General features: G+C 67.5%; 15 protein-coding genes. 5 read left to right on the top strand and 10 right to left on the bottom strand.

Going from position 1 to position 18064, the window contains the following annotated elements:
- Positions 1 to 3: 3 nt before the first annotated feature.
- A complete protein-coding gene (locus M3149_RS15355) occupies positions 4 to 1275 on the bottom strand; it encodes an MgtC/SapB family protein (protein ID WP_251710417.1) in 1272 nt (423 codons plus the stop codon).
- A 23-nt stretch (positions 1276 to 1298) separates the two neighbouring features.
- On the opposite strand from M3149_RS15355, the gene M3149_RS15350 reads away from it, so the two are divergent.
- The 3 genes from M3149_RS15350 to M3149_RS15340 are packed head-to-tail and all read left to right on the top strand — an operon-like array spanning position 1299 to position 5564.
- Positions 1299 to 2807, top strand: a complete 1509-nt coding sequence (locus M3149_RS15350) for an AMP nucleosidase (RefSeq protein ID WP_251710416.1) — start codon at positions 1299 to 1301, stop codon at positions 2805 to 2807.
- A 20-nt stretch (positions 2808 to 2827) separates the two neighbouring features.
- A complete protein-coding gene (locus tag M3149_RS15345) occupies positions 2828 to 5101 on the top strand; it encodes a xanthine dehydrogenase family protein molybdopterin-binding subunit (RefSeq protein ID WP_251710415.1) in 2274 nt (757 codons plus the stop codon).
- A gap of 10 nt (positions 5102 to 5111) precedes the next feature.
- Positions 5112 to 5564, top strand: coding sequence for a (2Fe-2S)-binding protein (locus M3149_RS15340; protein ID WP_251710414.1), 453 nt, complete (start codon positions 5112 to 5114; stop codon positions 5562 to 5564).
- A gap of 32 nt (positions 5565 to 5596) precedes the next feature.
- Here M3149_RS15340 and lpdA read toward each other — a convergent pair whose 3' ends face one another.
- From lpdA to M3149_RS15320, 4 genes are all read right to left on the bottom strand, one after another.
- A complete protein-coding gene (lpdA, locus tag M3149_RS15335; RefSeq protein WP_251710413.1) occupies positions 5597 to 6997 on the bottom strand; it encodes a dihydrolipoyl dehydrogenase in 1401 nt (466 codons plus the stop codon).
- Between the two features lie 4 nt (positions 6998 to 7001).
- On the bottom strand, positions 7002 to 8327 hold the full coding sequence (locus tag M3149_RS15330) for a dihydrolipoamide acetyltransferase family protein (protein ID WP_251710412.1): 1326 nt from the start codon (positions 8325 to 8327) through the stop codon (positions 7002 to 7004).
- A 2-nt stretch (positions 8328 to 8329) separates the two neighbouring features.
- A complete protein-coding gene (locus M3149_RS15325; protein WP_251710451.1) occupies positions 8330 to 9334 on the bottom strand; it encodes an alpha-ketoacid dehydrogenase subunit beta in 1005 nt (334 codons plus the stop codon).
- Positions 9335 to 9409: 75 nt separating this feature from the next.
- On the bottom strand, positions 9410 to 10645 hold the full coding sequence (locus tag M3149_RS15320) for a thiamine pyrophosphate-dependent enzyme (protein ID WP_251710450.1): 1236 nt from the start codon (positions 10643 to 10645) through the stop codon (positions 9410 to 9412).
- Between the two features lie 475 nt (positions 10646 to 11120).
- On the opposite strand from M3149_RS15320, the gene M3149_RS15315 reads away from it, so the two are divergent.
- Positions 11121 to 11294: a hypothetical protein gene (locus tag M3149_RS15315; RefSeq protein WP_251710411.1), complete on the top strand. Its 174-nt coding sequence runs from the start codon at positions 11121 to 11123 to the stop codon at positions 11292 to 11294.
- A gap of 16 nt (positions 11295 to 11310) precedes the next feature.
- Here M3149_RS15315 and M3149_RS15310 read toward each other — a convergent pair whose 3' ends face one another.
- The 5 genes from M3149_RS15310 to asd form a co-directional block, all read right to left on the bottom strand.
- Positions 11311 to 12390, bottom strand: coding sequence for an ABC transporter substrate-binding protein (locus tag M3149_RS15310; protein ID WP_251710410.1), 1080 nt, complete (start codon positions 12388 to 12390; stop codon positions 11311 to 11313).
- A 14-nt stretch (positions 12391 to 12404) separates the two neighbouring features.
- Complete coding sequence (locus tag M3149_RS15305) at positions 12405 to 13826, bottom strand: FAD-binding oxidoreductase (protein WP_251710409.1); 1422 nt, start codon at positions 13824 to 13826, stop codon at positions 12405 to 12407.
- A gap of 134 nt (positions 13827 to 13960) precedes the next feature.
- On the bottom strand, positions 13961 to 14962 hold the full coding sequence (locus M3149_RS15300) for a LysR family transcriptional regulator (protein ID WP_251710408.1): 1002 nt from the start codon (positions 14960 to 14962) through the stop codon (positions 13961 to 13963).
- 14 nt (positions 14963 to 14976) lie between these two features.
- The gene (purT, locus tag M3149_RS15295) at positions 14977 to 16179 is read right to left on the bottom strand and encodes a formate-dependent phosphoribosylglycinamide formyltransferase (RefSeq protein ID WP_251710407.1); all 1203 of its coding nucleotides are present in this window, start codon (positions 16177 to 16179) and stop codon (positions 14977 to 14979) included.
- A 23-nt stretch (positions 16180 to 16202) separates the two neighbouring features.
- Positions 16203 to 17054: an archaetidylserine decarboxylase gene (asd, locus tag M3149_RS15290; protein WP_251710406.1), complete on the bottom strand. Its 852-nt coding sequence runs from the start codon at positions 17052 to 17054 to the stop codon at positions 16203 to 16205.
- Between the two features lie 73 nt (positions 17055 to 17127).
- Here asd and M3149_RS15285 point away from each other — a divergent pair, with 73 nt between their 5' ends.
- The gene (locus tag M3149_RS15285) at positions 17128 to 18063 is read left to right on the top strand and encodes an ATP-binding cassette domain-containing protein (RefSeq protein ID WP_251710405.1); all 936 of its coding nucleotides are present in this window, start codon (positions 17128 to 17130) and stop codon (positions 18061 to 18063) included.
- Position 18064: the final 1 nt, after the last annotated feature.

Genomic DNA, 18064 nt, shown 5'->3' with positions numbered 1-18064 from the left:
CGGCTACAGCAAGAGCAGCAACGCCGCTGCCAGCGCGCTGTGCACCCACAGCCCCGGCGCCAGCCAACGCACGTAGCCCCAGCCACCCGCGGCGAAGGCCGTCACCGACTTGCTCGCCGCGTGCACCAGCAGCACCAGCGCCAGCGCCTGGCGCGCCGCATCCAGCGGGCCGCTGTCGCTGAAGACCGCGGCGGCCGAGGCGTGCAGATCGGCCAGCGCACCGATCACCGCGCCGACGATCAGCCCGGCGTCGCCCAACCATTGCTGCAGACCGTGCACCAGCGCCTGCACAGCCGCCAACAACGCCGCCACCGCGAGTGCGCCGCCCAGGCTGAACATGCGGTCCGCGCGCGGGGCCGGCAGCGCCTCGGTGCGCGGGGTGGCGCCGGTGACAGCCACGTTGGCGCCGTCCTGCCGCACCAGCCACCAACCCCAGACAAGCGCCATGGCACCTGCGGCAAGCGCGGGCAACCACAAAGCGCTCAGCCAGGCGGGACGCACCGCGGCCGCCACCATCAGCACCTGCAGTTGCGTCGACACGCACGACAGCAGGCCGCCGCCGGCCATGGCCCGGTGGCTCGCCCGGCCTTCGCGCGCCGCCAACCCGAGGCTGGCGATGGTGGCCGTGCTCGACACGAAGCCCGAGGCCAGCGCCGACAAAGCGACCGCGTGACGCGCCGCCAGCAGGCGCCGCGCCAGGTGTGCTGCCGACTGAATCGCCAGCAAGAGAGCCAGCAGCGTGCCGATGGCGCGCGGGTTGAGCGCGTCGCCCCACAAGGCGCGATCGGGCAACAGCGGCAGGCCGAGCAGCACCAGCGCGGCCAGCAGCAGACCGTCGCGCATCTCGGCCGGCTGCAGCCAGTGGTTGACGAAGCGGTGGGCGCGGTCGCGCACCGCCAGCACCACCGTCAGCGACACCGCCATGGCGGCGGCCAGCGCGCCGCTGTGGGCCGCCAGCACGCCGATCAGGTAGGTGAGCAGCAGTGCCACCTCGGTGGTCACGCCCGGGTCGTCCGAGCGGTCCTTCACATAGGCCACGACGCACAGCGCGGCGATGAACGCGGCGCCGGCCACCACCACGCCCGACAGGCCGGTGAGCGCGGCGGCGGCGCCGGTGACGCAGGTGAGCGCGAAACTGCGCAACCCGGCCAGCGCACGCGCCGGCCCGCTGCCCTTGCGCCGCTCGCGCTCGATGCCCACGAGCAGGCCGCAGCCCAGGGCCACGGCGAGGGTGGCGGCCGCCTGGGCCACGTCGGGGGATGACAAACCGTTCATCTCAAGCCGTACACAATAGGCCCATGCAGCGATCGCCCGACTTTACCGCCCCGCGCCTTTTCGACGACCCGGATGCCGCGCTCGACCAGGTGCGCCGCATCTACCAGCACAGCGTGGACTTCCTGCGCAAGGCGCTGCACGACTACGTGGACGGCGCCGACTTCCACGGCGTGCGGGTGCGCGCCTGCTACCCCTACGTGCGCCTGCACACGCACAGCAACCTGCGCCTGGGCGAAGGGGCCGACGAACTGGGCCGCAAACGCCTGAGCTACGGCTTCGTGGCCGGCCCCGGCCGCTACGAGACCACGCTCACCCGCCCCGACCTGTACGAAGACTACTACCGCGAGCAGTTCCGCCTGCTGCTGGCCAACCACGGCGGCGAGCTTGAGGTCGGCACCAGCAACCAACCGATCCCGATCCACTTCTCGTTCGCTGAAAACGACCACGTGGAAGGCCAGATGAGCGCCACGCGCCGCGCCTTCATGCGCGACGTGTTCGATCTGCCCGACCTCACCGCGATGGACGACGGCATTGCCAACGGCACGCACGAGCCCGGGCCGGGCGAGCCGCAACCGCTGGCGCTGTTCACCGCACCGCGGGTGGACTACTCGCTGCAGCGCATGCGCCACTACACCGGCACCTCGCCCGACTGGTTCCAGAATTTCGTGCTGTTCACGAACTACCAGTTCTACATCGACGAGTTCATCAAGCTCGGCCACGCCGAGATGGCCAAACCCGACAGCCCCTACATCGCCTTCGTCGAACCGGGCAACGTGGTGATCCGCCGCGCCGGCCTGCCGCACGAACCCGGCGACGAACTCGGCCACGCGCCGCCGCGCCTGCCGCAGATGCCGGGCTACCACCTCATGCGCGCGGATCGCAGCGGCATCACCATGGTCAACATCGGCGTCGGCCCCGCCAACGCCAAGAACATCACCGACCACATCGCCGTGCTACGCCCGCACGCCTGGCTGATGCTGGGCCACTGCGCCGGGCTGCGCACCACGCAACAACTGGGCGACTACGTGCTCGCCCACGCCTACGTGCGCGAGGACCACGTGCTCGACGAAGAGCTCCCGCTGTGGGTGCCCATTCCGGCGTTGGCCGAGATCCAGCTCGCGCTGGAGGCCGCGGTGGCCGACGTGACCGGCGTGGCGCCGCAAGAGCTCAAGCGCATCATGCGCACCGGCACCGTGGCCAGCACCGACAACCGCAACTGGGAGCTGTTGCCCGACAACAAGCCGCAGCGCCGCTTCTCGCAATCGCGCGCGGTGGCACTCGACATGGAATCGGCCACCATCGCGGCCAACGGTTTCCGCTTCCGCGTACCGTACGGCACCTTGCTCTGCGTGAGCGACAAACCCCTGCACGGGGAGATCAAGCTGCCCGGCATGGCCAACCACTTCTACCGCGAGCGCGTGGACCAGCACCTGCGCATCGGCATCCGCGCCATCGAACGGCTGCGCGAAGGCGGCGTGGACCAGTTGCACAGCCGCAAGCTGCGCAGCTTCGCCGAGGTCGCGTTCCAGTAAGCCACCGGGAGATATCACCCATGGGCACACGTCGCAAGTTCATCCTCGGAACGCTCGGCGTCGCCGGCGCGCTGGCCATCGGCTGGGGCGTGATGCCGCCGCGCCAGCGGCTCACCACGGCCGAGTCATTGCCCACCGGCGAGGGCGAAGTCGCCTTCAATGGCTGGGTGAAGATCGCGCGCGACGGCACGGTCACGGTCACGCTGGCCAAGAGCGAGATGGGCCAGGGTGTGGTGACCAGCCTGTGCATGCTGCTGGCCGAAGAGCTGGACGCCGACTGGTCGCGCGTGCGCTGGCAGCAGTCGCCCATCGACAAGATCTACAACAACATCAGCACCGTGGTCGACGGCCTGCCGGTGCACCCCGACACCGACAACCTGGTGCTCGACGCGGTGAAGTGGCTCACGGCCAAGACCATGCGCGAGGTCGGCGTCATGATGACCGGCGGCTCCTCCAGCGTGAAGGATCTGTGGCTGCCGATGCGCCAGGCCGGTGCCGCCGCGCGCCAGATGCTGGTGGCTGCTGCAGCTGCGCAGTGGAGCATCGCCACGGCCGACTGCAGCACCGAGAACGGCGAGGTGATCGCGCCCGATGGCCGGCGCCTGCCCTACGGTGCGCTGGCCGCGGCCGCCGCGCAGCAAGCCATGCCCTCCTCGCCCACGCTCAAGTCGCCCGAGCGCTTCAAGCTCATCGGGCGGCCCACGCGGCGCATCGATACCCCGGGCAAGATCGACGGCAGCGCGCGCTTCGGCATCGACGCCCTGCCCGATGGCCTGCTGTATGCCAGCGTGAAGATGTGCCCCACCCTCGGTGGCCGCGCGCAACGCCACGACGACGCGGCCGCACGCCAGCGGCGCGGCGTGAAGGCCGTGGTGGCGGTACCGCCGCTCAATGGCGGCACCGGCGGTGTGGCGGTGATCGCCGACCACCCCTGGCGCGCGCGGCAAGCGGCCGACGCGCTGGACGTCACCTGGGACCACGGCGAACTGGCCACCTTCAGCAGCAGCGCTGCCCTGGAGCGGATCGCACAGGCCGCGCGCACCGAAAAGGGTTTCGCCTTTTACGAGACCGGCGAGGTCGATGCCGCGCTGGCCGGTGCGGCGCAGCGCATCGACGCCGAGTACCGCGCCCCCTGGCTCGCACACGCAGCGCTCGAACCCATCAACTGCACCGTGCTCTTCGAAGGCAACAAGGCCACGGTGTGGGTTTCCACCCAGGTGCCAGGCCTGGCGCGCAAGGCCGCGGCCGACGCCATGGGGCTGCCAGCGGACGCGGTGACGGTGAACGTGATGCTGCTCGGCGGCGGCTTCGGGCGCCGGCTCGAGGTTGATTTCATCGCCCAGGCCGCGGCCATCGCCAAGGCGGTGCCGGGTCAGCCGGTGCAGACGATCTGGAGCCGCGAGCAGGACACGAAGCACGACCTCTATCGCCCGGCCTGCGTGGCGCGCTTCGAGGCCGGGTTCGACGCCGACAAGCGACTCGTGGCCTGGAAGAACACCAGCGCCGGCCAGGCCATCATCCCGCAGGTCTTGAAGCGCGCCTTCGGCCTGCCTGGCGGCGGGCCCGACAAGACCGCCAGCGAGGGCGCCTTCGACCAGGCCTACGAATGGCCGGCGGCGCGCATCGCGCACGTCAACGTGACCCTGCCGCTGCAGGTGGGCTTTTGGCGCGCAGTGGGTCACTCACACCAGGCGTTCTTCAAGGAGGGATTCCTCGACGAATGCGCGCACGCCGCGGCTGCCGACCCGCTGGCGTTTCGCGAAGCCTTGCTGCAGCAGCACCCGAAGCAGCTCGCCGTGTTGCGCGCCGCCGCCCAGGCCGCGGGCTGGGGAACACCCTCGCCGCCGGCGCCCGACGGGGCGAAGACCGCGCGCGGCATCGCGCTGCACGACTCCTTCGGCTCCACGGTAGCGCAGGTGGCCGAGGTTTCGCTCGGGCCCGACAAGGCCATCCGCGTGCACCGTGTCTGGTGCGCCATCGATTGCGGCCTGGCGGTCAACCCCGCAGGCATTCGCCAACAGATGGAAAGCGCGGTGGTCTTCGGCCTGTCGGCAGCGCTGTACGGCGGCGTGGAGATCGTCGATGGACAGGTGCAGCAAGGCAACTACCACGACCAGCCCATCCTGCGCCTGAACGAAGCGCCGCGCGTGGACACCGTCATCCTGCCCAGCACCGAACACCCCGAAGGCGTGGGTGAACCGGGCCTGCCGCCGATCGCGCCCGCGGTGGCCAACGCGCTGTTCGCGCTCACCGGCCAGCGCCTGCGCAGCCTGCCCCTGAAACTGTCTGCCTGAGGAGCCCGCGATGACCACCACACTCAACGTCAACGGCCGCCCCGTCACGGTGGACGCCGACCCCGACACACCCTTGCTGTGGGTGCTGCGCGCCGACCTGAAGCTCACCGGCACCAAGTTCGGCTGCGGCATGGCGCTGTGCGGCGCCTGCACCGTGCACGCCAACGGCAACCCGATCCGCTCCTGCGTCACACCCGTGGCCGCGGTGGCGGGCCAGTCCATCACCACCATCGAAGGCATCGAAGGTCCCGAAATCGCGGCGCTGCGCAGCGCGTGGACAGCGGTGGACGTGGTGCAGTGCGGTTATTGCCAGAGCGGGCAGCTGATGAGCGCGTGCGCGCTGTTGAAGGCCAACCCCAAACCGGATGCGACGGCCATCCGTGAGGCCATGAGCGGCAATCTGTGTCGGTGCGGCACCTACCAGCGCATTGAAGAGGCGATCAAGCTCGCGTCGTCGTCCTGACGGCGGTACCGCCCGACCGGGCAGGTCCGGCATCAGACGTGGACAGCCCTGCCCAGCGCGCGCAACGCAGCTTCCTGCACCGCCTCGCCCAGCGTGGGATGGGCGTGGATGGTGCCGCCGACGTCTTCCAGCCGCGCACCCATTTCGATACCCAAACCAAAGCCTGCCGCGAGCTCCGAGACCCCCGGACCCACCGCCTGCCAGCCCAACACCTGGTGATTGTCCTGACGTGCGACCACGCGCACGAATCCCTGGGCGCCATCCATGGACAGCGCGCGACCATTGGCGGCAAACGGAAAACTGGCGCTGAGGCAGGGGATGCCGGCGGCTGCGCAGTCGGCGGGTGTCAGACCGACCGCCACCACCTCGGGATCGGTGAAGCAGATGGCGGGCACCGCCAGGGGCGCAAAACGCCGCGTGTGGCCCGCGATGCACGCCACCGCCACCTCGGCCTGCGCCATGGCGCGATGGGCGAGCATCGGCTCACCGGTGAGATCCCCGATGGCCCACACATTTCGCATCGATGTGCGGCACTGGTCATCCACCTTCACGGCGTTGCCGGCCATGGTCAGTTGCAGACCTTCGAGCCCATAGCCCGCCGTGTGAGGACGCCTGCCCACGGCCACCAGCACGCGGTCGATCGGCAGCACGAATTCGTCGGCCTGGCGGCTTCGCACGCGAAGGCCGAGGCCGTCGTGCGTGAGTCCTTCTGCGTGGCACCCCAGGTGCAGCGCAACCCCCAGGCGCTGGAGAGAAGCGACCACCGGCCGCACCAGGTCGTCATCCCACGCGGGAAGCACACGATCAGACGCCTCCACGATGGCCACCTCGGCCCCCAGCTTGCGCCACGCAAACCCGAGCTCCAGGCCGATGTAGCCGCCGCCCACCACCACAAGCTGGCGCGGGAGCGCGTCCAGCGCCAAGGCCTCTGTCGATGACAACACGCGCTCGCCGAAAGGCAGCGTGGGCAGGGCCACGGCCTCAGACCCGGTGGCCAGCAGAAGATGCTCGCACTGGAAACGCTGAACCTCGCCGTCAGGGCCCGTCACGTCCACGGTCTTGCCGTCGACGATGTGGCCACGGCCCTGCACCACGCGCACGCCCGCCTTGCGCAGCAACGCGCCCACACCCCCGGTGAGCTTGCCCACCACCTGCTGCTTCCAGCCCTGAAGCACGGCCAGGTCGACGGACGCCTCGCGGGCGCGAATGCCCAACACCGACGCACCAAGCATTGCCCGCTGTACGGCCTCGTACTCGCCCGCGGCGTGGATCAGCGCCTTGGAGGGGATGCATCCCACGTTGAGGCAGGTGCCACCGAGGGCCTGCCCTTCGACGAGCACGGTGCCCACGCCCATATGCCCCGCGCGAATGGCGGCCACGTAGCCGCCCGGTCCACCGCCGAGCACGAGCAGTTGTGTCTGAATCGCGTTCATGGGCTCAGTCCAGGAAAAGAAGGGCGGGTGTTTCCAGAGCGGCGCGAATGGCCTGGATGAACTGCGCAGCGTCCATGCCGTCCACCACCCGGTGGTCGAACGAGGCCGAAAGGTTCATGAACTGGCGCGCCACGACGTGGCCGTCCCGGAAAACCGGGCGCTCCACGATGCGGTTGACGCCCAGGATGGCCACCTCGGGATGGTTGATCACCGGTGTGGTGACGATGCCCCCCAGGGCGCCGAGGCTGCTGAGCGTGAACGTGGAGCCCGTGAGTTCTTCGCGCGCGGCCTTTGCGCTGCGGGCGGCATCGGCCAGGCGGGCGATGTCACGTGCGCACTGCCACAGGTCCATGGCCTCGGCATGGCGCAACACGGGCACCATGAGGCCGTTCGGCGTCTGGGTGGCCACGCCCAGGTGCACCGGAGCGTGGCGCGTGACCACGCCGTTGTCGTCGTCGAAGCGCGCGTTCATCTGCGGGAACTCGCGCAGCGCCAGCACCAGGGCACGAACCAGCAGCGGCAGCAGCGTGAGTTTGCCGCGCTCGGTCGCGTGACGCTCATTGAGCACCCGCCGCAGGGCCTCGATCTGCGTGACGTCGACCTCTTCGACATAGCTGAAATGCGGGATGCGACGCTTGGACTCCTGCATGCGCTGCGCGATCTTGCGCCGCAAGCCGATGACCGGCACCTCGAGCTCGCCCGCCCGCCGCGCATAGGCAGACACCGGTGCAGCGACGGGCGCACGCCCACGACTGGCGATGTAAGCGTCGAGATCGTTGTGGGTGATGCGCCCGGCCGGTCCGCTGCCGTGGACAAAACGCAGCTCGACACCCAGATCCCAGGCGCGCTGGCGCACGGCGGGAGAGGCCAGCGGACGCTCGCCGGGTGCCCGCATGGCAGGCGGCAAGGCCGCGGGCGCAACAGACGATGTCACAGGGATGGCGCCGACGCCCATCACAGGTGCGGCAGCCTCGACGGCCTCTTCCCGCGCCTCGACAGGGGTCCGGGCGGCGACGGGGGCTGGCGGCATACCTGCCGAAGGCGCCGCAGGCGGCATACCCGAAGGGACCGTGGTGAGGTTGCCCTCGCCCACCACTTCAAGGCGGATGAGCTCAGCCCCCACCGCGAGGGTAGCGCCCTTGGCGCCGCCGAGCGCGAGCACGATCCCAGCCACTGGAGACGGGATCTCCACCGTGGCCTTGTCGGTCATCACGTCGGCCACTGTCTGGTCTTCCTTCACGGCGTCACCTGGCGCCACGCGCCACGCCACCACCTCCACCTCGGCAATGCCTTCCCCGATGTCGGGCATCCGGATCGCATACACCCCCATGATCAAGCCTCCGCCAGACGGCGCAGGGCTGCGCCAACGCGGGACGGACCCGGGAAGTACGCCCACTCCTGGGCGTGCGGATAGGGCGTGTCCCAGCCCGTCACGCGTTCGATCGGCGCTTCGAGGTGATAGAAGCAATGCTCCTGCACCAGAGCCGTGAGTTCGGCGCCGAACCCACTGGTTCGCGTGGCTTCGTGGATCACCGCGCACCGGCGGGTCTTGCGCACCGAAGCCACCACCGTATCGAGGTCCAGCGGCCAGAGGGAACGCAGGTCGATGATCTCGGCGTCGATACCCGTCATCTGCGCGGCGCTCTCGGCCACCCAACACATGGTGCCGTAGGCAAGCACGGTGAGCTGGCGACCCTCGCGGAAAACCCGGGCTGCGTCGAGCGGTACACGATAGTGCCCTGTGGGAACCACGCCCAGTGGGTGCCTGGACCAGGGAACAATGGGGCGATCGTGGTGACCGTCGAAGGGACCGTTGTAGAGCCGCTTGGGCTCGAGAAAGATGACTGGGTCGTTGGACTCGATCGCCGAGATCAGCAGGCCCTTGGCATCGTACGGGTTGCTCGGCATGACGGTTCGCAAGCCGCAGACGTGCGTGAACAAGGCCTCGGGACTCTGGCTGTGGGTCTGGCCGCCGTAGATGCCGCCGCCACAGGGCATTCGCACGGTGAGCGGACAAGTGAAGTCACCGGCCGAGCGATAGCGAAGGCGCGCCGCTTCCGACACCAGTTGATCGCTTGCGGGGTAAAAATAGTCCGCGAACTGGATTTCAGCCACGGGACGCAGACCATATGCAGCCATACCGACCGCAGCCCCCACGATGCCCCCTTCGTTGATGGGCGCGTCGAAGCAGCGCGTCTTGCCGTACTTGGCCTGCAAACCCTCGGTGACACGGAACACGCCGCCAAAGTAGCCCACGTCCTGCCCGAACACGACGACATCGGGGTCGCGCTCCATCATCACGTCGAGCGCAGAACGCAAGGCCTGAATCATGGTCATGGAGCGCGTTTCGGGCCAGGCGCTCTCAGGACTGCGTGCTTCGTCTTCGGCTTGCAAAACGGTGGTGGACATGGTTCAGACCCCCAGTTCCTGGCGTTGTTGCCGCAGGTGGGGCGGCGGGGTTTCGTATACGTCTTCGAACATCGTGGATGCGCTGGGAATGCGGCCATCAAGCAAGGTGCCGTGACGCTCCGCATCCCGTTGCGATGCGGCCACCTCGGCCTCCAGCTCGAGACGTACCTGTTCGTGCTCCTGGTCGGACCACGCGCCCCGCAGCACCAGATGCTGCTTGAGCCGTTCGATGGGATCACCGAGCGGGAACCGCTGCCAGTCGTCGGCGGGTCGATATTTGGAAGGGTCGTCGGAAGTCGAGTGCGCGCCGCCACGGTAGGTGACCCACTCGATGAGCGTGGGTCCGAGGTTGGCGCGTGCCCGCTGGGCTGCCCAGAGCGAAGCCGCATACACCGCCAGAAAGTCGTTGCCATCGACCCGCAACGACGGGATGCCACAGCCGACACCGCGCGCCGCAAAGGTCGTGCTTTCGCCGCCCGCGATCGCCTGGAAGGAAGAGATCGCCCACTGGTTGTTCACCACGTTGAGAATCACGGGCGCGCGGTAGACGTGGGCAAAGGTCAGGGCATTGTGAAAATCGGCTTCAGCGGTGGCGCCGTCACCGATCCAGCCGGAGGCGATACGGGTATCCCCCCGGATGGCAGAGGCCATGGCCCAGCCCACTGCCTGGATGAACTGCGTCGCCAGGTTGCCGGAAACGGAAAAGAACCCCGCGCGCTTCAGGGAGTACATCACGGGCAACTGCCGACCCTTGAGTGGATCGGCGGTGTTGCTCATGAGCTGGCAGATCAGGTCGGCCATGGACACGTCGTCGCGGCACAGCAGAAGGCCTTGCTGGCGGTACGTCGGAAAGCACATGTCACCGTCTTGCAACGCGGCGGCGTGTGCAACGGCGATGGCCTCCTCGCCGAGGCACTGCATGTAGAACGAGGTCTTTCGCTGGCGCTGTGCGACCTGCATGCGTGCATCGAAGATGCGCGTTTTCATCATGGCGCGCAGACCACGGCGCAGTTGCGTGGTGTCGATGTCGGGCACCCAGGGGCCGATGGCGCGGCCATCACGATCGAGCACACCAATCAGCCCATAGACCAATTCAGTGGTGTCGATGTGCGAGCAGTCAAGCGCTGGCTTTCGCACACTGCCCGGTGGTGAGGTGCGCAGATAGGAGAAGTCGGTGATACAACCAGGGCGTCCGGGCGGTTCAGGCACGTTCAGACGCAAGGCCGAAGACGCTCGCATGGGGGTACTCCGCGCTGGGTGTTGCGCATGGGAATCGGTAATAGCCGTCAACGCGGATGGCATTGCGACTTGTGTGCCGTGCGGGGGTCTCCCTCACGGCGCCGGCATTGTTATTCACGAGCCCACACACACGCCAATAGGTTCGGTGGATGACGCCTTAGGAAATCTCGATAGCTCTCGCGACGGATGGACTGGGGGGTGCAACCGCTGCACAAGTACGCTGCCGCGTTGATGGACGAAAGCTGTTCCAGACCAGCGTAAGGTGTGCAGTGGGCGCAACCGTGAGCTGCCATGGCGCGCTGGGCGGCGCTGCACCATTCACCATGGCCGCCCAGTCCAAAACCGCACGGCGGATGGTGACGACCTCGCCCGCACGAGCTTGCTCGAACACCCGATCGCAATACGGCTTCAACGCGTCAGGTACACGGCAGCCACACACCTCAAGCATGAGGACGCGACGCATGACGAGGCGGCGGTGTCCACGTTCGATGCTGTGGCGAAGCAGTTGCAGGAGCACCTCTTCGCGTTCCCGCGTGCATTGGCGCGCTTCGCAGGGCTCGACGACAACGCTGCGGTCTGGGTTGACGATCACCGGACCGACTTTCCCCCGCGTCCGATCATGGACAGTTCCACGAACGGAGAGCCTTGACGTGCGTCCTGGTATTTCACCGGAAAGCCCCCACCTGCGTCTGCCGCTCCAGGCCGGCGATGAAACGGGCGCGCGTGGGCGTTTCACCGGCGTCGCGCAGGGCCTGCACGATGATTCGCGCAGAGACGAAACCTTCCAGATCGAAAACACCAGCCATCGCGTCCCGCCTTGCGGCGGCCTCGCGGTACTCGCGCACGACCGGCAGGTTCGAGGTGCGCACATCGAGCATCACCTGTGCCACGACGATGCCCTCGCTCAAGAGCCCGAGATCGCGCACCAGCCGCTCGACATTGGCCACGGAGAGGCAATAGAACTGGGTGCGCTCGCCGGCCTCCTGGTAGGCGCGAACGAATTTTTCGATCACCGGGCCGGCACTGCCGATAACAACGGCCTTGGGACTGACCTGCAGCATCAGGCGCACCGCAGGCGCTACCGCTTCGGCCGTGGGCTGATTGGGGGGAACCGAGATGCTGGCCACCAGCTTGGTCTTGAACTTCTCGACCGCCGATTGCACGTTGCTACGAACGCCATAACCGAAGGGCTCGTCTTCATGCAGGAAGCCGAAGTTGTCGATGCCCAGCGTGGCGAGGTGGCTGACGATTCGATCGATCTCGCGGCCGTAGCTTGCCCGCAGGAAGAAGGCCTCGTTCACCAAACGAACGGGTGGCCGCACGTTGTCGGCGCCCGTCACCGCGTGATCCATGGGAACACCCGACTGCGTCACATAAGGCAGCACCTTGTCGACGATGGCGGTTCCCACGAGGTACACGAGCGCAAAGACCTTGTGGTTTTCGTTGAGCGCACGCACGTTCTCCTCGGCTCGCTGGACGTCGTAGGCGTCGTCAAGCTGCAACACGCGGATACGGCGGCCATGCACGCCACCGGTGGCGTTGACTTGCTGAAACACGAGGTCGGCGCCTTCGGCATAGGCCTTGGAGATGGCCGCGCGGTTTGAGGAGAGATTCGCGGTCTGGCCGCGCATGATCTCGCCACCGGCCGGCTGTCGGGTAGCAGTCGCCCTGGCGGTGTTCTGTGCGAGCGCGAGCGATGGCATCGCACAACTCGACAGCAACGCGAGCATCGTTCTTCGTTCCATGGAACGCTTCGGCGTCAAAGATGGACAACCTTCCCCGGGTTGCGGATATTGCGCGGGTCGAGCGCCCGCTTGATGCGGCGCATGACGTCGACCGTGGCAACGCCATGCTCTTCTTCCAGATAAGGCATCTTGTGCAGGCCCACCCCGTGTTCGCCGGTACACGTGCCATCGAAGCGGATGGCACGGTGCACAAGACGGTGACTCAACTCCTCGGCGGCCGTCACTTCGTCCGCGTTATCGGGATCGACCAGCAGCAGGCAGTGAAAATTGCCGTCACCCACATGGCCAAAAACGGGCGCCAGGAGACCACTGGCCTGAATGTCGGCGGTCGTCTCGGCGATGCAGTCGGCAAGACGGGAAATGGGCACACAGGCATCGGTGGTGAGTGAACGCGAGCCCGGACGCAGCTGGATGCAGGCGAAATAGGCGTGATGCCGTGGCGTCCAGAGTCGGCTGCGTTCCTCGGGACGGGTGGCCCACTGGAAATCGCCGCCGCCGTGCTCTTCGACGACGGTGCGCAAGGTCTCGCCCTGCTCTTTCACCTGGGCGGTAGACCCGCTGAACTCGAGGAACAGCGTGGGCGCTTCGGTCAAGGTCGTGCGGCTGTGCGCGTTGATGGCCTTGATGGTCAGGGCATCGAGCATTTCAGCGCGTGCCAGTGGAACCCCCATCTGCAGCGCCTGGATCACGGTGCTGACGGCACTGCCCACATCAGGGAAGTTCACGACCGCAGCGGCGATGGCCTCAGGCTGTGGATGCAGCTTGACGGTCACCTCGGTGATGATTCCCAGCGTACCCTCCGAGCCCGCGAAGATCTGGGTCAGGTTGTAGCCAGCAGATGATTTTCGCGCGCGACGCGAAGTGCGGATGACCTGACCATCCGCCAGCACCACGACCAGCGACAGCAGGTTGTCGCGCATGGTTCCATAGCGCACCGTGTTCGTGCCGGAGGCCGCTGTGGCCACCATGCCACCGATGCTGGCGTTCGCACCGGGATCGACCGAGAAGAAAAAGCCTGTCGACGCGAGCTCGCGATTGAGCTGCTCACGCGTGACGCCCGCCTGCACCGTGGCGGTGAGGTCTTCCGGTCGGATGTCGATCACCCGGTTCATGCGTGACGTGTCGAAAGACACACCCCCATGCACGGCAAGGAGGTGGTCTTCGACCGACGAGCCCACACCGAACGGGATGACAGGGACGCCATGGGCATGGCAGGCAGCCATTGCGGCGGCCACCTCTTCGGTGGACTCCGGGAAGACAACCGCATCGGGCGGCGCGGGTGCAAACGCCGATTCGTCGGCACCATGCTGCAGACACACGGCAGCGCTGGTCGTGAAGCGCTCGCCGAACAGGGTGCCAAGCAACCTTGTCAGACCGGGCGGCAGGCCTCGCTCCGAGTGCGCGGGGGGCGTGGACGATTCGTGAGACGCGATCATTCTGGAAAGCCTCCTTCGTTGCCTGAAGGCAGTCTAGGAGTCGATCCATGGCTTGAGAAATAGGGATTTCGTCTGCCGTCAGCCGCGAAAGCGATGGCACTGTTCGCGCGAACGAGGCCCGATGGACGCGCCGATCAGATCAGTGTGACGCCCAGCCACTCACCGCTCGCCACGCGTTGGCGGGTGAGCTCGATCAGCAAGTCGTGCACCGCATGGCCGGCCAGCGACAACTGCGCATCACGGGCAGTGCACACATACACCCGCCGCGTCAGCCGCGGCTCCAACGGTGTGACGCGCAAGGTGCCGGCGTCGATCTCCTCGCAGACCGCGCCCCAGGGCATCACGCTGCAGGCAACGCCGGATTCGACCGCGCGACGCATGACGCTCATGGAGTTCGCGACGATGGAAGGCATCGGCGGAATCACGCCATGAGCGCGTATCGCCGCGTCGACGAGTGCACGCACACCATGGTGCACGCCAGGCAATGTGAGCGGCAGGGTCGCGAGATCCTGAACCCGCAAGCGCGGGCCGTGATCCTCGCGCGCGCAGGAAGTGAGAAACAGCTCCTCATCCATCAGGGGAACCGCGTTCACGAGCGATACGTCCTGGTCATTGACCACAACGGCGATGTCGAGTTGACCGGAGTTGAGATGCCGCAGCAAGTTGCCGCTGATTTCGTCGTAGATCTCCACACTCACGCCAGGGTGGCGCTGCTGCAGCTCGGCGACCAGGGGCATGGCATATTGCACCGCCGTGCTTTGTGGCAAGCCCAACGACACGGTACCGCGCAACGAGTCCTTGCAGCGCTTCACCACATTGGGCAAATCGTCGATCTGCTTGAGCACACGCTGTGCGTGTGCATAGAAGGCCTCGCCCTGTTCGGTCATCTGCACACCATTGTGGCGACGGTGCAGCAGGGCGTGCCCCAGTTCGTCTTCAAGCTGAGCCATCTGTTGGCTCAGTGCGGGCTGCGCGATGTGCAGAGCGAGCGAGGCCTTCGAGAAGCTACCCAGTTCCGCGATCCTCAGGAAATAGCGAAGCTGTCTGATCTCCAATCGACTTCCCCTGCAGATCGATTCCGCGATGAAGCGGCACGGTGGTCGCCGCCAGTGTATGCGCGCCTTGGCGCATGGCAAACCCGTCGGTTGGCTTAGGCCTCGCGCGGGCGCACGTGCGCGGCGGCGCGCTTGGCATTCACCCGCGCCTGCTCCACGTCAGCGTGTCGTGCCAACGCCACGCCCATGCGGCGCTTGTTGAAGCTCTCGGGCTTGCCGAACAGGCGGACTTCGGTACCCGGCACGCGCAAGGCTTCGTACACGCCGTCGAACACGATTCCCCGTGCCTCGACACCGCCGTAGATGACGGCGCTGGCACCCGGGCTCTTGAGCGCGGTATCCACCGGCAGGCCGAGAATGGCGCGCGCGTGCAGCTCGAACTCGTTCTGCCACTGCGTGGCCATGGTCACCATGCCGGTGTCGTGCGGTCGCGGGCTGACCTCGCTGAACCACACCTGGTCGCCGGCCACGAACAGCTCGACGCCGAACAATCCCTGCCCACCGAGGTTGTCGGTGATGGCCTTGGCGATCTCGCGACTGGTCTGCAGCGCCTTCGCGCTCATGGGGTGGGGTTGCCAGCTCTCCACGTAGTCGCCGCTCACCTGCACATGGCCGATCGGATCGCAGAAGTGGGTTTCGATTTCACCGTTCGCGCCCAGCGCGCGTACGGTCAGCAGCGTGATCTCGTAGTCGAAGCGGATGAAGCCCTCGACGATGATGCGACCGTGGCTCACGCGACCACCCGCCATGGCGTAATCCCAGGCGGTCTTCACGTCGGCCGGGCCATCGATCTTGCTCTGGCCCTTGCCGCTGCTGCTCATCACGGGCTTCACGATGCAGGGGTAGCCGATTCCGTTGTCGATCGCGGCCTGCAGTTCTTCGAGCGAATCGCAGAATTTGTAGGGGCTGGTCGGCAGACCCAGCGTCTCGGCCGCCAGGCGGCGGATGCCTTCGCGGTCCATCGTGAGGCGCGCGGCGCGCGCGGTGGGAATCACGCGCACCACGCCCGCGGCCTCGAGTTCCTGCAGCACAGGCGTGGCGATGGCCTCGATCTCAGGCACCACGAGGTGCGGGCGCTCGCGCTCGATGAGCGCCTTCAGTTGCGCCGGATCGCTCATGGCGATGGTGTGGGCGCGGTGCGCGACCTGGTGGCCAGGCGCGTTCTCGTAGCGGTCGACGGCGATGGTCTCCACGCCCAGGCGCTGCAGTGCGATCAGCACCTCTTTGCCCAGTTCGCCGCTGCCCAGCAGCATGACTTTGGTGGCCGAGGGTGAGAGCGGCGTGCCGAGGGTGGTCATGATCGTGTCCTTGCGAAAAGAAATCAGAGCGCGTCGCCCATCGCCTCACCCATGCGCACAGCGCGCGCGGGCGCCCAGTCGGGCTGGAAACGGATGGTGTCTTTCGGCCACAGCAGCACCACCGTCGAGCCGAGCAGGAAGCGGCCCATCTCGGCGCCGCGTTCGATGCGCACGGGCATGTCGTCGTAGCGCCAGGTGCGCAAGCCCCCCGGGCGTGGCGGGTTGACCACGCCATGCCAGGCGGTGGCCATGCTGCCGACGATGGTGGCGCCCACCAGCACCAGCACGAAAGGCACGGTGCGTTCGCCCACCGGCATGTCGAAGTGGCAGACCACGCGCTCGTTGCGCGCAAACAGCCCGGGCACGCCCGCGGCCGTGGCCGGGTTCACCGAGAACAGTTCGCCCGGCACGTGCACCATGCGGCGCAGCGTCGCCACAGCGGGCATGTGGATGCGGTGGTAGTCGCGCGGGCTCAGGTAGATGGTGGCGAAGTCGCCGTCGTCGAAGGCTGCGGCGGCCTGGGCATCGCCGCCCAGCAGGGCCGCGGTGCTGTAGTGGTGGCCCTTGGCCTGGAAGATCTGGTCGCGCTGGATGCGGCCGAACTGGCTGATCGCGCCGTCGACCGGGCAGACGAAGGCGGCATCGGCCAGCGGGCGGGCATCGGCCTTGAGCGCGCGCGTGAAGAACGCGTTGAACGTGTCGTAGGCCGCGGGGTCGGGATCGGCCGCTTCGGCCATGTTCACGTGGTAGCGCGCGATGAAGCGGCGGATGGCCCACTGCGTGAGCGCGCCGGCACGCGCGCCGGCGAAGGCGCCCGCCAGCCGCGTGAGGGCGAGCTTGGGCAACAGGTACTGGAGACGGACGGCCAACGACATGGGAGCCGGATTGTAGGTGGGGCCCTTGCCCCGGCGCGCCAGGGGTCATCGGTGGTGGGCACAATGGCGCGCCATGAGCCAACCCCTGTTCGAGGCTGTCGACCTCGTCAAACGCTACGGCAACGCCACGGTGGTGGATCGCTTGAGTTTCGCCATCCAGCCCGGCGAATGCCTCGGCGTGATCGGCCCCAACGGTGCCGGCAAGACCACCACCATCAAGATGTGCCTGGGCCTGACCGCGCCGGATGCCGGGCGCATCACCGCCTTCGGCCTGGACATGCCACGCGACGCGCTTGCGATCAAGGCGCGCCTGGGCGTGGTCGCGCAGATGGACACGCTCGACCCGGATTTCGACGCCGAAGAAAACCTGCTCGTGTACGGCCGCTATTTCGGGCTCAAGGACGCTGACATCCGCGCCCGCATCCCGCGCCTGCTGGAGTTCGCCGCGCTATCGCACAAGGCCAAGGCGCGCCCGGGGGAACTCTCGGGTGGCATGAAGCGGCGCCTGTCGCTGGCGCGCGCGCTGGTCAACGACCCGCAGTTGCTGATGCTCGACGAGCCCACCACCGGTCTGGACCCGCAGGCGCGTCATCTGATGTGGGAGCGGCTGCAGATGCTGCTGCAGCAGGGCAAGAGTATCCTGCTCACCACACACTTCATGGACGAGGCCGAACGCCTGTGCTCGCGCCTGCTGGTGCTCGACCACGGCCGCAAGATCGCCGAAGGCCGCCCACGCGCGCTGATCGCCGAGCACCTGGAGCCCGACGTGGTGGAGGTCTACGGGCCGGGCGCCATCGATATTGCACAGCGCGACGAGCACGCGCCTTTGCGCGCGCTGGCCGCGCGCGTGGAGGTCAGCGGCGAGACCGTGTTCCTCTACACCGCGCAGGCCCAGCCCATTCTGGCGGCACTGGCCAGCAACCACGAGCTGCGCACCCTGCACCGGCCGGCCAACCTGGAAGACCTGTTTCTCAAACTCACGGGCCGCCAGATCCGGGAGGACGGTTGAT

It is taken from the genome of Hydrogenophaga intermedia (assembly GCF_023715105.1).
Taxonomy (GTDB): Bacteria; Pseudomonadota; Gammaproteobacteria; order Burkholderiales; family Burkholderiaceae_C; genus Hydrogenophaga; species Hydrogenophaga intermedia_A.
This window is presented reverse-complemented; position numbering and strand designations above follow the sequence as displayed.